At 61.2% G+C, this 12,902-nt stretch carries 10 protein-coding genes and 2 tRNA genes; 6 read left to right on the top strand and 6 right to left on the bottom strand.

What is annotated here, in order from left to right:
- Positions 1–23 precede the first annotated feature (23 nt).
- Positions 24–1,742, bottom strand: coding sequence for a mechanosensitive ion channel family protein (locus KIH45_RS11470; RefSeq protein ID WP_213176152.1), 1,719 nt, complete (start codon positions 1,740–1,742; stop codon positions 24–26).
- An 85-nt stretch (positions 1,743–1,827) separates the two neighbouring features.
- On the opposite strand from KIH45_RS11470, the gene KIH45_RS11465 reads away from it, so the two are divergent.
- Positions 1,828–1,903 (top strand) — tRNA-Val (locus KIH45_RS11465).
- 59 nt (positions 1,904–1,962) lie between these two features.
- On the opposite strand, the gene KIH45_RS11460 is transcribed toward KIH45_RS11465, so the two are convergent.
- A tRNA-Gly gene (locus KIH45_RS11460) sits at positions 1,963–2,036 on the bottom strand.
- 338 nt (positions 2,037–2,374) lie between these two features.
- On the opposite strand from KIH45_RS11460, the gene KIH45_RS11455 reads away from it, so the two are divergent.
- The 4 genes from KIH45_RS11455 (at position 2,375) to KIH45_RS11440 (ending at position 7,963) form a co-directional block, all read left to right on the top strand.
- Positions 2,375–2,608: a DUF6894 family protein gene (locus tag KIH45_RS11455; RefSeq protein WP_213176151.1), complete on the top strand. Its 234-nt coding sequence runs from the start codon at positions 2,375–2,377 to the stop codon at positions 2,606–2,608.
- Between the two features lie 191 nt (positions 2,609–2,799).
- Complete coding sequence (locus KIH45_RS11450) at positions 2,800–5,625, top strand: TonB-dependent receptor (protein WP_225899876.1); 2,826 nt, start codon at positions 2,800–2,802, stop codon at positions 5,623–5,625.
- The gene (locus KIH45_RS11445) at positions 5,625–6,635 is read left to right on the top strand and encodes a phytase (RefSeq protein ID WP_213176149.1); all 1,011 of its coding nucleotides are present in this window, start codon (positions 5,625–5,627) and stop codon (positions 6,633–6,635) included. Before KIH45_RS11450 ends, KIH45_RS11445 begins: the two co-directional genes overlap by 1 nt.
- Positions 6,632–7,963 carry an alkaline phosphatase PhoX gene (locus tag KIH45_RS11440; RefSeq protein WP_213176148.1) on the top strand — a complete coding sequence of 444 codons (1,332 nt, stop codon included), beginning with the start codon at positions 6,632–6,634 and terminating at the stop codon, positions 7,961–7,963. Before KIH45_RS11445 ends, KIH45_RS11440 begins: the two co-directional genes overlap by 4 nt.
- Before the next feature lie 10 nt (positions 7,964–7,973).
- Here the strand turns inward: KIH45_RS11440 and glsA are convergent, their stop codons facing one another.
- Both glsA and KIH45_RS11430 read right to left on the bottom strand, forming a co-directional pair.
- The gene (glsA, locus tag KIH45_RS11435) at positions 7,974–8,963 is read right to left on the bottom strand and encodes a glutaminase A (RefSeq protein ID WP_213176147.1); all 990 of its coding nucleotides are present in this window, start codon (positions 8,961–8,963) and stop codon (positions 7,974–7,976) included.
- Between the two features lie 75 nt (positions 8,964–9,038).
- Entirely contained in the window at positions 9,039–9,701 is a 663-nt protein-coding gene (locus tag KIH45_RS11430) for a PP2C family protein-serine/threonine phosphatase (protein ID WP_213176146.1), read from the bottom strand.
- A gap of 139 nt (positions 9,702–9,840) precedes the next feature.
- Here KIH45_RS11430 and KIH45_RS11425 point away from each other — a divergent pair, with 139 nt between their 5' ends.
- On the top strand, positions 9,841–12,111 hold the full coding sequence (locus tag KIH45_RS11425) for a serine/threonine-protein kinase (RefSeq protein WP_213176145.1): 2,271 nt from the start codon (positions 9,841–9,843) through the stop codon (positions 12,109–12,111).
- Between the two features lie 10 nt (positions 12,112–12,121).
- On the opposite strand, the gene KIH45_RS11420 is transcribed toward KIH45_RS11425, so the two are convergent.
- Both KIH45_RS11420 and KIH45_RS11415 read right to left on the bottom strand, forming a co-directional pair.
- A complete protein-coding gene (locus KIH45_RS11420) occupies positions 12,122–12,553 on the bottom strand; it encodes an ATP-binding protein (RefSeq protein WP_213176144.1) in 432 nt (143 codons plus the stop codon).
- A 4-nt stretch (positions 12,554–12,557) separates the two neighbouring features.
- Positions 12,558–12,896: an STAS domain-containing protein gene (locus tag KIH45_RS11415; RefSeq protein WP_213176143.1), complete on the bottom strand. Its 339-nt coding sequence runs from the start codon at positions 12,894–12,896 to the stop codon at positions 12,558–12,560.
- Between the last annotated feature and the right edge of the window lie 6 nt (positions 12,897–12,902).

Below are 12,902 nucleotides of genomic sequence, written 5' to 3'. Positions count from 1 at the left end.
ACGCCCTGTGCGCAAGTCCTTGCTCAACCCTTGTCCGCAAGATCGATCCGCACCTCGCGCTCTCGCGGTAGGTAGGCGGGTGCGGGCTCGTTGCCTGCCGCCGCATCGAGCCTTGCGGCAGCGGCCAGCATATATTCGCGCATCCGGCAATGCATGTCCCAGCCCGTGGCGGGGTCGGGCGAGCGGGCGATCATGCGCAGCCACATGCCGCTGGCATCGTGATCCACGACCTGAATCTTGGCATTCTCCTTGTCACAGATGCCGTCTTCGTCCTCGACGAACTTGGCGAATTCCTTGCGCAAGGCGTCCACATCGGCGCGGTGGTCGAGCCTCAAGTGCGCCAGCTTCAGCAAGCTCGCATCCTGCTTGGTCCAGTTCTCGAAGCTCGACTGAACGAACGAGGCGACCGGGGCCATGATGCGGCGATCGTCCCACGTGCGCAGGCGCAGATGAGTAAAGCCGATCTTCTCGACGTAACACCACTCCCCATTGAACTCGACCGCGTCCCCGATCCGCGCGGTCTTTGCAAAAGCGATCTGCATCGACGCCATGATGTCGCTCAGCATCTTGCGTGCCGCGAAGGCGAGGACCAGCGAGAACATGCCTGCACCTGCCAGAAGCGAAAAGCCGAGCGTATCGGTCATGTTGGTCTGGATCAGCACGATCCCGATGCCGAGCAGGATGAGCAGAACAATGATGATGCGGCGGACGGCCGAAAGCGTGGTGTAGTAGTTCCGGTCTTTCTCGTGATCCGGCTTTCCAAGATCGTCGATCTGGCTGTCGGCGACCATGTCTAGGATCGCCTCGATCACGGCGAGGAACAGCGCAGCAAGGGCGATGACGATCAGCAATGTCTGCAGCGGATCAAGTAGGGTGTTCACTGCGCCCGAAAATGTGAAAACGATGCGCCGGACGACCGCAAATGTTCCGGCAAAGGCGAGTATTGCAGCAGGTGCTTTCATCGCGGCAAGGATGCGGCCCGGCAGTGTTTCTCCATAGCGGCGGCAGAAGGTGCGGATTGCCACCCACGTACCGGCTGCTGCCAGTAATGCGATCAGCAAAACGAGCGGGATGGCGATGACTTCCCACCAAGCCAGCGTCCAGAACGCGGGAGCGCGAAGCCAGGGAGGCATCTTCTGTTCGAACTTGGTGGGGCCGAACCGTTTGTAAAGCGCCGGCACATTTTCGACCGTCTGGCTGGCGAACAACCATACAGGCTCGCCGCCGTCGACTTTCAGGCGATGCATCCGGATCGAGACGCTACGGTCTTCGGTTGATACGCGTGCCAGCATCAGGTTACGGCGCGCGATGCCGGCCATTGGATTCTTGTCTGAACTTGTGACGTCCACGGCGTCGGGACGATCGGGCAAACCGGCCCAGTCGATTGTCATTGCTCGCTTCAAAACGGAATGGAGCTTGCGGGCCAGTTCCGGACCCTGTCCGGCCTGTTCCGATACGGGAAGATATGACAGGTCGAGAGCGCCCGAAGCCTTGCGCCAATCCTCGTTCCGTCCGGCCTCCATGAAGGCTTCCATCAGCGCCTGCGGCGTATCGTTCTGCGAGCCGGAGAATGTCGTCCTTAGGCCGGGGTTTATCGAATCGACTTCATAGACGTAGGGCTCGGACGAAGAACCGCCCGATTGGGAAAAGGCTGGAGCAACAAGGGCGAGGCTGGCGAGCAGGGCAAGGACAAGAAATACCAGGGCCTGCGACAGACGGATTGCTGCGGTTTTTGCGATCATGTCTGATCGAACGCACGTCATCCGGTTTCGTTCACGAAAACTCGGCTTTCCCAACGCAAGACTTTGCGCTAAGCGCCCCCGGCAAGGGCGGTTAGCTCAGTTGGTAGAGCATCTCGTTTACACCGAGAGGGTCGGGGGTTCGAGCCCCTCACCGCCCACCATGAACCGGCGCGACGAAACTCGCAGGCCGAAAAATCCCGACATTGCTGGACGAGAACGCTGGAGCGGGTGAAGGGAATCGAACCCTCGTCGTCAGCTTGGGAAGCTGCTGCTCTACCATTGAGCTACACCCGCGAGGCGGGTCCAATTCGCAAAGCTTTGCCTGAACGTCAATCGATTCGGATTGTGGCCCTGCCAAAGCAGGTTGGGGCCAGATCGAATTGTGACAGGGGAGGTTTGAGACGGTGCGTTCTTTGACACCGAGGGGCCAGGGAGGCGGCACCGTCTTGCATTGGTGAATGCCCTGAAGTCCCATCGGTTCCAGCGTCCGCAAAATTTTTTCGCGACGAACGGCATGAACGGATGGGACACCTGTCGTGTCACATTGTTGTCAGGATAGTCTCGTTGCCGCTTTGCGCCAATTCTGCCAAAAGTCCGGGGTTCTTCCGGCGTCTGATGCGGATGGAGTTACAATGCCTGAGTATCGTTTCCGCCTTGAAGACACCGCGCCGAACAAGCGCGATTGCGTCATGGATTGCCCCGATCTCAATTCGGCGCATCTGACCGCCAAATACGTGGCCCGCCAACTCGCTGCAAAAGACATTCTGAAGGGCCGCCTGCGCATTTCGCAGATGCTTTTGATCGAGGACGAACTTGGCCTGCTTGTTGATAGCGTGCCGCTTGACGAGGCGATCTGCATTTCCTGACCCGATGCACTGCGTTTGCGAATGTTGGCGACGCAATTGTTATGTTTCCAATCCATTACAGCATTCGCACATGCGTCACGGGACTTTCTTCGTAACGTCGCGAACCAGTAAAATGACGCTCCTATCCGGCCTCCCGACAACATCACGGAGGTTGAATAATGGGATCGTCACGCTGGCTCCTCGGGGCTGCCATGGGGGCTATTGCGCTGGGCAGCGCACCGGCAATCGCAGGGGAAATCGAAGGTAGCGTCATCGACGCAACCGGCACCGCAGGTCTTCGCGCGGTTGAGGTCGAGATCGAGGAGCTTGATCGCAAGGCCGCAACGGCCAGCGACGGTACTTTCCGCTTCGTCGACGTGCCCGCGGGCACATATACGCTTCGCGCGGACTACATCGGGGCCCAAGCCCAGGAAATAACCGTCACGGTCCCGCCGACCGGCTCGGTCGATGCCGACTTTACGCTCGCCGGTCTCGACGGCCAGATCCTCGTGGTCGGTCAACGCGCCAACCTTGGCAGCGCCCTGTCGCGCAAGCGCGCCGCCGACACCGTCAGCGACGTTATCACGCGTGACGCCATCGGCCAGTTTCCTGACCAGAACGTCGCGGAATCGCTGCGCCGCTTGCCGGGCGTCAACGTCCTGAACGATCAGGGCGAGGGCCGTTTCGTTTCGGTTCGCGGCCTTGATCCCGAATTGAATTCGACCTCGCTCAACGGCGTGCGCTTGCCGGCTCCGGAAAGCGATGTCCGCTCGGTCGCGCTTGATGTCATCAGCTCGGACATCATCGAATCTATCGAAGTGAAAAAGTCGCTCACTCCCGACATGGACGCCGACACCATCGGCGCCAGCATCGAGATCGAGACGACCAGCGCCTTCGACCGCGAAAAGGACCTGCTCGTCGCCAAGATCGAGGGCAGCTACAACGACAAGGCCAACGAACTGACCCCCAAGGGCAGCATCGACTTCGCCAGCCGTCTTGGCGAGAACGTCGGTATTTCGGGCGGCGTTTCCTATTACCAGCGCAAGTTCGAAACCGACAACATCGAGGCTGACGACTGGACCGACGATGGCGGCACGCCATACGCGCAGGAAATCCAGTATCGCGATTATGACGTCGAGCGTGAGCGCATCAGCGCGACGCTGGGCATGGACTTCCGCGCCGGCGACACGACCGAACTCTACATCAAGGGCACGTGGAGCCAGTTCGACGACCAGGAATTCCGCCGCCGCCTGACGTTCGACTTCGGCGATTTCGAAGACGATGCCCTGCCGACTTTCGCCGGCAGCACGGCCACCTATTCGTCCGACACGGCCGAGTTCACCGCAGAACGTGACGTAAAGGACCGCTTCGAACGCCAACGCATCTATTCGATCGTGGTGGGTGGTGAGACCGAGTTCGATAGCGGCTTCTTTGCCGAGTATTCGGCCAGCTACGCCAAGGCGACCGAACGGGAGAACGGCTCGCTCGACCCGACACAGTTCGAACAGGATTTCGAAGGCGACAGCGGCATCGTTGGCGACGAATTGCTGATCGGCGTCGACTATTCCGATCCGCGCGTGCCGCTCTACTCGGCATCGGGCAACACTTCGGGCTTTTTCGATCCTGCAGGCTACGAACTGAAGGACATTGAACTTACCGCACTGTCGAGCGCCGAGGACGAGGAATACGCCGGCCAGTTCGACGCCGGGTACGAGATGTTCATGGGCAATGCCAGCCTGACCGTTCAGGCCGGTGCCAAGGGGCGCTTCCGCAAGAAGACCTACGACAAGACGGTCGAGTTCTACGAGTGGGACGGTGACGGCGACTATACGCTCGACATGGTGCAGGGTTACCAGACCTTCGACCTGATCGGCATCTCTCCGCTGCCTGATTTCACCGCGCCGACCGAGTTCTTCTACGACAACTTCGACCAGTTCGAGCTTCAGGGCGTGGACACGGCATTCGATTCTTCGGTCGAGGATTACCGCGTCGATGAAGACATCATGGCCGGCTACGTCATGGCGACTTACGACAACGGCCCGCTTCGCGCGATCGGTGGCCTGCGTTACGAGCACACGAAGAACGACATCTTCGGCAACACGGTCACGCTCTACGAGGAAGACTCCACGCTTCCCGATGGCACGACTGCAACCGACGATACCGTCGTCTTCTCGCCTGTGCAGTACGAGAAGGACTACGGTCATCTTCTGCCGAGCCTGAACCTGCGTTACGAGGTTCAGGCAGACGTGCTGGTCCGTCTTGCCGGTTATCGCAGCCTTGTCCGTCCGAAGCTTTCGAAGCTGGCCCCGCGCTTTGCCGTCGAGATCAACGACGATGACGAGATCGAAGGCGAATTCGGTAACCCGGACCTCGATCCCTACGAGGCATGGAACCTCGATGCCTCGCTCGAATGGTACATGTCGCGTACGGGCGGCATCAGCGCCGCTGTCTTCTACAAGGACGTGAAGAACTACATCGTCGATACGGTGCAGGAAGGCGTGACCTTCAATGGCATTTACGCCGACGAGGCGGTCATTCCGATCAACGGGCCGAGCGCGGAAGTCTTCGGTGCGGAGCTCAGCTTCTCGCAAGCGCTGACAATGCTTCCGGCCCCGCTCGACGGGTTCGTGGTCCAGGCAAACTACACTTATACCGACGCGACCGGTACGGTGCCGACCGATGGCGACGTGAGCGAACTTCGCAAGATCACGCTGCCTTCGACGTCCAAGCACACGTTCAACGCCGTTCTGGGATATGAAAAGGGCCCGCTATCGCTGCGCCTGTCGGGTACCTTCCGCGACAAGTATCTCGACGAGCTTGGCGACGAGCCGGAAGAGGATCGCTACGTCGACGACCATTTCCAGCTTGACCTCAGCGCCAAGTACCAGCTGACCGACATGGTCCAGATCTTTGGCGAGTGGATCAACATCAACAACGCCAAGTACTTTGCGTACAACAATCTGGGCAACCAGCGGAACGTGTACCAGTACGAAGAATACGACTGGACCGCCAAGTTCGGCGCGCGGGTGGTGTTCTGATGCGCGCCCTTCCTGCCCTGATCGGTGCAGCCGCCTTGTGCGGCTGCGCCACCACGCCGATCGTTTCCCCCCTGCCTACGGCTGAAGTCGTGGCCCGGGGGGAGACATCGCCCGTCGGTACTGCCAACGCGGACGCAGCAGACGATCCGGCCATCTGGCGCAATGTCGATGAACCTGGCGCCAGCCTTATTGTCGGGACAGACAAGAAAGCCGGGCTCTACGTCTATTCGATGGATGGCGAAGTGCTCGACTATGCCCCGGACGGCGAGCTCAACAACGTCGACCTGTTCGACATGGGCGAAGAAGGCATCATCGTTGCGGCCAGCGACCGCACGGATGAGCTTAACGCGGCCATCCGCCTCTATCGCCTGTCTCACGAAGGCAAACTGACTGCGCTTGGCAAAGTGCCGGGCGGCACGGGCGAGGGCTATGGCTTCTGCCTGCACAAGGCACCCGATGCCCTTCATGCCTTTTCGGTCCTGAAAGACGGTACGATCGAGGAATACGCACTCGATCTGGCGACACCTGCTTCGACGCGGGTTCGCACGCTTAGCGTGCCGAGCCAGGCCGAAGGGTGTGTCGTCGATCCCCGCGACGGCACGTTCTACGTCGGTGAGGAAGTGGCCGGCATCTGGCGCTTTGAGCCGGGCGAGACCCAAGGTGAAATCGTCGCGCCCATCGATAACGAACAGCTGATCGCCGATGTCGAAGGCCTCGCTCTCGTAGCGGAAGGTACGGACTCAGGCTGGCTTGTCGCGTCGAGCCAGGGTGACAGCGCGTATGCCGTCTATCGCTTGCCCGACATGACATTTGCAGGGCGCTTCCGCGTCGTTGCGGGTGAATTCGGGGCAACTGACGAAACCGACGGGATCGAGGTGAAGGCCGGTAATTTCGGACCGACGTTCCCTGCCGGGATCTTCATCGCACAGGACGGCATCAACGCCGCCGGTGCGCAGAATTTCAAGATGGTCCGCTGGGACGAAATCGTCGCGGCTCTGGAACTGAAATGATCCACGAAAATAGCGCTTCCCGCCGTCGCTTTCTCAAGTCGACGGCGGGGGCCTTCGCTGCCTTGCTGGCCAGTGGCTGCACGGCTCGTAGCCTGTCGGGCTCTTCTGCCTTGGCGTCGCCGTTCGGGCCGCTTGTTCCCGATCCCGCAGGCATTCTCGACCTGCCTCGGGGCATGACCTATCGCGTGATATCCAGCCTCGGCGACGTGATGGATGATGGCCTGACCGTCCCCGACAAGGCTGATGGTATGGGCTGCATCGGTCTGGCGGATGGTTCGCTTGCGCTGGTTCGCAATCACGAACTCAAGGTCAAGGACGCACCGGGCGGGGAACTGGTGTCGGGCTTCGACACGGCACCGGGCGGCGCTCCGCTGCCGGGCGGTACGACGACGCTGATCCTCGACCCCGTGACCTTGGCGGTAAAGCGCCAGCATCGCTCGCTCGCCGGTACCATTCGCAATTGCGCGGGCGGTATCACGCCTTGGGGTAGCTGGCTGACGTGCGAAGAGGACGTCACCACCCCGGGCGACGAAGCGACGAAGCCGCATGGCTGGATTTTCGAGGTGCCTGCAGATGCACCCGGCATGGTCGATGCGGTACCCTTGAAAGCGATGGGCCGGTTCAAGCGTGAAGCGGCCGCCGTCGATCCGCGCACAGGCATCGTCTACATGACCGAGGACCGGGACGAGAGTGCACTCTATCGCTTCATCCCGAACCGTCCGGGCCATCTGGCAGAGGGTGGACGGTTGCAGGCTGCGAAAGTGATTGGTCAGGCTGCCGACACGCGCAATTGGAACGGCAGCGGTTTTGCGCCGCGTGGCTGGGCGGAAGTTACGTGGATCGACCTCGACAACCCCGAAGCACCTGACGATGATCTGCGCTTCCGTACGGCGGATGCCGGCGGCGCAATCTTCGCGCGGGGCGAGGGTATCCACATGGGCGAGGGCGAGCTCTATTTCTGCTGCACTTCGGGCGGCGCGGCCAAGCTTGGCCAGATCTTCCGCCTTGTGCCCGGTGTGGGTGGTGAAGCCGACCGCATGCAGCTTTTCTTCGAAAGCGAGAGCAGCGAGCAGTTCGACTATGGTGACAACCTGACGATCGCGCCGAACGGCTGCCTGATCGTCTGCGAGGACCAGTATACCGACGTCGTCGATAATCATCTGCGCTGCGTCATGCCCGACGGGACGGCCTATCCGCTTGCGCGGCTGCGTCTGCAGACCGAGTTGGCCGGGGCCTGTTTCTCGCCCGATGGGCGAACGCTGTTCGTAAACCTCTACTCGCCTGGCACGACCGTCGCGATCGATGTCGGTACGGCTTACCTCGGTTGAGGGGGCGGGTTTAGCGCACTAGCGATGAAATGAAGGACGAACCGATGTTCGTGCAATCGAACGCGTGCAGCCCGAAATGGTCCGCCAGGACCTGAAAGCCGCCAACTCCGCGGACCGAGTTGCCCTTGGGATCAAGCCTGGGCGAATAGCTCGCGATGCCGAGTTGGCGGTTGACCACGCCAACGATCCCTCCGCCGACACCGCTCTTGGCCGGAATGCCGACATCGTACGCCCAGTGGCCGGCATAATCGTACATCCCGCAGGTGAACATCACGGCGAGGGTGGAGCGAACGGCGGCAATGTCGAATGCGAATTTCTTGGTGACCGGATTAGTCCCCATATTGGCAAAAGTCGCGCCCATCCAGGCAAGGTCGGCTGCCGACACGTTGATCGAACATTGACGGAAATACAGGTCGAGTGCCTCGTCCGGCGGCACGGCGAGGGCATCGTTGGCCAAGAGCAGATGTGCGATGGCCCGGTTGCGGTGACCGGTTTCGGCCTCCGATTGATAGACCGATTGATTGAGGTCCAGCCGATTGCCGGCCGCATCGGAAAAGCGGTCGATCAGGAAAGCAAAAGCGTCCTTGCCAAGCTTTTCGTAGATTATCCCTGCCACCGCGATGGCGCCGGCATTGACCATCGGGTTGAATGGCCGGTTCGTACCTGGATCAAACACGATCGCATTGAACGGATCGCCGCTGGGTTCCACGCCGACCCTTTCGGCGACCAGTTCCGGCCCGGCGAGTTCAAGCGCGAGGCAAAAGACGAAAGCCTTTGACACAGACTGGATGGTGAAGGGAATGTCGGTATTGCCGACTTCGAATATGCGTCCCTTGGCGGTAGCAATTGCCATGCCGAAGTGATCGGGATTAGCCTTCGTCAATTCGGGGATATAGTCGGCAACCGCGCCAGCGTGATTGTCGATCTGCGACGCATAGGCCCGTTCCAGCGCACTCTCGAATTCGCTTTTACTCGATAGAGCGTGCCGCTGTGTTGCCATGCGTGATCCCCCAATTGCCCACCCGGGCGAATATCATCATTCCTCTTTGTGCGATGCAACAATTTTGTGACCCGTTCATTCGGTCCTGACGAGCACGAGGGTGACATTGTCCGGTGCACCGCGTTCAAGCGTCGTTTCGATCAACCCGTCGGCAATAGTCTCAAGACCATCGCCCTGAAGCCTTTGTGCCAATTCCCCATCGGTAACGACCTTCGTCAGCCCATCGCTCGCAAGCAGGAACAGATCGCCCACCTTCGCGCTGCCGCCGACGACATCGACAACCAGATCATCCGATGCCCCCACGGCCCGCGTAACCACATTGGCATTGGGATGCCCCTCGACCTCATCGGGTTCCAGCATACCTGCATCGACGAGTTCCTGCACAAGGCTGTGGTCGCGGGTCATCTGCATCAGTTCGCCGCTGCGCATCATGTAAGCGCGACTGTCACCGACCCAGAGGCAGCGGAATTGCGTGTCCTGAATGACTAGTGCGACGGCAGTGCTGCCGATCGTGCGTTGCTGAAAATGCCCTGCGCCCAGATCGACGAGTGCGTCGTTCACGGTGCGCAATTTCGCTGCAACCGTTTCAGGGGTCGGCCGCGAAAGCCCGCCGAGTGCATCCACGATCATGCCACTTGCAAGGTCACCGGCCTCGTGCCCGCCCATGCCGTCGGCCACGGCCCACAGGCCCTGATCGGGTCGTGACAGGACGGCATCCTCGTTGTGCTTGCGGCGCAAGCCCGGATGCGTTCGTACCGCGCAAGTGAAGCCCATGATCCCCCCGTGACCAGGTGACGCTGATCAATCCGGCATATGCCGAATCAACCGGCTTGCGATTCTCGCTGCATTGCAGCAAGTCTAGGCCGGGGGGCACGCGATGAACAAGCCTTACAGTACAAAAGCACTTCCGGCGGGAACCGTGCTGCGCGAATGGCGGCTCGAGGAAGTATTGGGCGTCGGCGGTTTCGGGATCGTCTACAAGGGCCGCGGCATCTATTTCGACGAACTAGTTGCCATCAAGGAATATTTTCCGAGCTCCATCGCCGAAAGGCGGGATGGCGATACGGTCGTGCCGATCGATTCCGATGCCGAGGAAATCCACGCGCTGGGTCTGAAGAAGTTCGTGGAGGAGGCAAAACTCCTCTGGAACCTGTCGACCCCGACTCGCCATCCCAACATCGTCAGCGTGCGCAGCCTGTTCGAAATCCACGGCACGGCCTACATGGTCATGGACTTCGAGGACGGCGTTTCACTGTCGCGACTGTTGAAAAGCGGCAGGAAATTCGCCGAGGCCGAGCTGCTCGATCTCGTCCGCCCGATCGCCGAGGGGCTGGAGCGGGCCCACCGCGTTGGCGTCCTCCACCGCGACATCAAGCCGCCCAATATCCTGATCAACGATGACGGTCGGCCGGTGCTGATCGACTTCGGGTCGGCACGCTTCGATGCGAACCAGGCGACGAGCACGACGGTCACGTTCCACACGCCGCCCTATGCCGCGATCGAGCAGTACGTGAAGACCTACGAACAAGGGCCGTGGACCGATATCTACGCGCTGGGCGTCGTGCTGCATGAATGCGTCACCGGCGAAAAGCCGCCTGAAGTTCTCGAACGGTTGCATGGCGGACTGGGTAAGAACCTTGCCGAAGGCGACTGGCCAGGCTTCTCGCAGCGGACGTTGAAGGCGATCGATGCGGCGATGATCATTCGTCCCGATGATCGTCCGCAGTCCATCGGTGAATGGCTGCGCATGTTTGATGAGGACTATGCAGGGCCCGCCCCGATGCACCTGCCTGACTTCGACGATGACGACGCGACGCGGATCGTCAGGATCGAAGACATGCCCCAGCCAATCGTTCCGGTAAATGCGCCGCCCGATGGGGTGCAGCACATGATCGATGGTGAGACCGACGTACCCGATCGGGCCAGTCAGGCGAGTTTCAAGCTGGCGGGTGAAGCGACCGGTGCGTGGCCGCGCAAGGCTGCGATTGATCCGCCTGCGGAGTTGGTCGAGGAACCCGCCACGGTACCGACCCCGCCACCGGTTGCAGAGCATGTCGCCACACCAGAAAATCCGATCGATGCTTCTCCCAAGGCCGTGGATGCCGCCAAGGAGAAGGGGCCCGGTGTTCGCCCGGCCCTGATCGCCGGGATCGGAGCTGCGGCCATTGCCATTTTCGTCGGCGGCTTCTTCTGGGCACAAAGCAGCCGGCCTCCCGAGGGGCCGACCCCGCTGGCAGCGCCGATAGTATCCAGCGATGGCGTCGACCTCACCGCCGTGTCGGGTCTTTCGGAAGCGCTCCTGTCACTCGCCACAGAGGCGCGCAACGCCGGGGCGGGCGGGGCGCTTGCCAAGGGGCTGGATGATGCGGCTACCGATCTGACTGGTCGTTACGAAGCGTTGGCGATCAGGGCCGCGGAAAAGGCAGAGGCCGATGAGCTCCGCGAGGGAATGGCGGAAATGAACCTCGCCGCGTCGCAGGCGCTGGAGGTTTTTTCTACCGGTCTTCTGAGCGATGCACAGCAAAAGAGCCGGACTTTGGCCCGCACCGCGCCATGGACGGTGCCGGGCAGCAGGGCGAACGCGAACGAGCGCAAACTCGCCGACAAATTACAGGCAAGCCGCGAGGCATTGATCACAAGCACAGCGGCGACAGAACAGGCCGACGGCTTCGAGGGATCGCTGACCGCGACGCGCGCTGCTCTCACCGATTATGCCGAGTTCGTGGCCGCGAGTACTCAAGCAACTCGACTGGCGCGCAATAGCGCCACGACGCCCGCCGAAGACGAACCCGCCATTGCAGCCGCCGCTCCAGAACCGACGAGCGAGCCCGCGGCGTTCTCCCCCGCTGCGCGCATTACGGAGGTCGACGGCATCGTCGCGAGTGCCAAGGATCTTGCGGCAAGAGTTATCGCGATGGGTGAGGGGCGTAGGCCCGGTTCCAAGGCCAGCGATTCCGAAAAAGCCAACTACGAACTGCGGAAGGACAATGCCGACAGGGCGAAGCAGTACGTCGCCTATCTAGACCGGTTGGCTGGTGACATTCGCAAGGCGGAAAATGCGGGGGAGGCGAAGGACGTCGTCTCGCAAGCGAACAAGTACAAGGGCTATCTGGTAGTGCTGCTCTCGCGTTCGACCGCCGCTCAATAAGCAGGTGAAATCAGGCGCGGGCGAACGTCACGCTTACGACGTTGCGGGTATTGACGCGCTGATAGCAGGCCGACTTGGTCAGCCGCTTGACCAGCGGAATGCCAAGCCCGCCAAGGCGGGCGCTGTCGACGTCTTTGAACGCTTGCGGATCGTCCTGTTTGAGCGGATCGAAAGGCGCGCCGTCGTCAGAGATGATCAGCCTGATCTCTGCGCTGTCCGCTTCCGCCTCCATCCGTATGACGGTCGCCTCGCCCGAATGGCGGGCGACATTGCTGACGAGCTCTTCCAGCACGACTTCGATCCGGTTCACGACGTGCGAGGTGAGATCGAGCCGAGCGAAGTTAGCCTCCAGCCCAGCCCGTGCCTGCTCCACCGCGTCGATCCCGCAGGGCAGGTCCAGTGCGAAAGCGCAAGCGCCGGGGGAGGCGACGGCTTTCTCCATTCCGTCAGGCGCTGACCTCGGCCAGGGCGTCGCCCTCGCTGTCAAAGACCGGGATGATATCCGAAAGTGCCGTCGTCTCGAGAATTTCCATCACCTCGGGCGTCGCTCCGAACAGGATCATCCGCGCGCCATGACGGCTAAGTCCACGCGCCACGGTCAGCAGCATTCGGATGCCCAGGGACGCGATGAAGGTAACGCTCGACAGGTCGACCAGCGTGTCCTGTTCTTTCGGGATGATCCCGCTTGTAAACTGAGACTCCACGACGCCGACTTGCGCGCTGTCCAGGCGACCGGCCAGCGCGGCTTTGGTTACACTTCCGATCTCTGTGATCGTGACGTCCATCTATGG

Source organism: Croceicoccus gelatinilyticus (assembly GCF_018398395.1).
Taxonomy (GTDB): Bacteria; Pseudomonadota; Alphaproteobacteria; order Sphingomonadales; family Sphingomonadaceae; genus Croceicoccus; species Croceicoccus gelatinilyticus.
Note: the sequence above shows the minus strand (reverse complement) of the source record. Positions and strands in the feature narration are given on the sequence as shown.

What these genes read in the sequence shown, in the direction of transcription:
- KIH45_RS11470 (WP_213176152.1), bottom strand. Translation starts at nt 1,742, where the DNA reads ATGATCGCAAAAACCGCAGCAATCCGTCTGTCGCAGGCCCTGGTATTT.
- KIH45_RS11455 (WP_213176151.1), top strand. Translation starts at nt 2,375, where the DNA reads ATGCCTGAGTATCGTTTCCGCCTTGAAGACACCGCGCCGAACAAGCGC.
- KIH45_RS11450 (WP_225899876.1), top strand. Translation starts at nt 2,800, where the DNA reads ATGGGGGCTATTGCGCTGGGCAGCGCACCGGCAATCGCAGGGGAAATC.
- KIH45_RS11445 (WP_213176149.1), top strand. Translation starts at nt 5,625, where the DNA reads ATGCGCGCCCTTCCTGCCCTGATCGGTGCAGCCGCCTTGTGCGGCTGC.
- KIH45_RS11440 (WP_213176148.1), top strand. Translation starts at nt 6,632, where the DNA reads ATGATCCACGAAAATAGCGCTTCCCGCCGTCGCTTTCTCAAGTCGACG.
- glsA (WP_213176147.1), bottom strand. Translation starts at nt 8,963, where the DNA reads ATGGCAACACAGCGGCACGCTCTATCGAGTAAAAGCGAATTCGAGAGT.
- KIH45_RS11425 (WP_213176145.1), top strand. Translation starts at nt 9,841, where the DNA reads ATGAACAAGCCTTACAGTACAAAAGCACTTCCGGCGGGAACCGTGCTG.
- KIH45_RS11420 (WP_213176144.1), bottom strand. Translation starts at nt 12,553, where the DNA reads ATGGAGAAAGCCGTCGCCTCCCCCGGCGCTTGCGCTTTCGCACTGGAC.
- KIH45_RS11415 (WP_213176143.1), bottom strand. Translation starts at nt 12,896, where the DNA reads ATGGACGTCACGATCACAGAGATCGGAAGTGTAACCAAAGCCGCGCTG.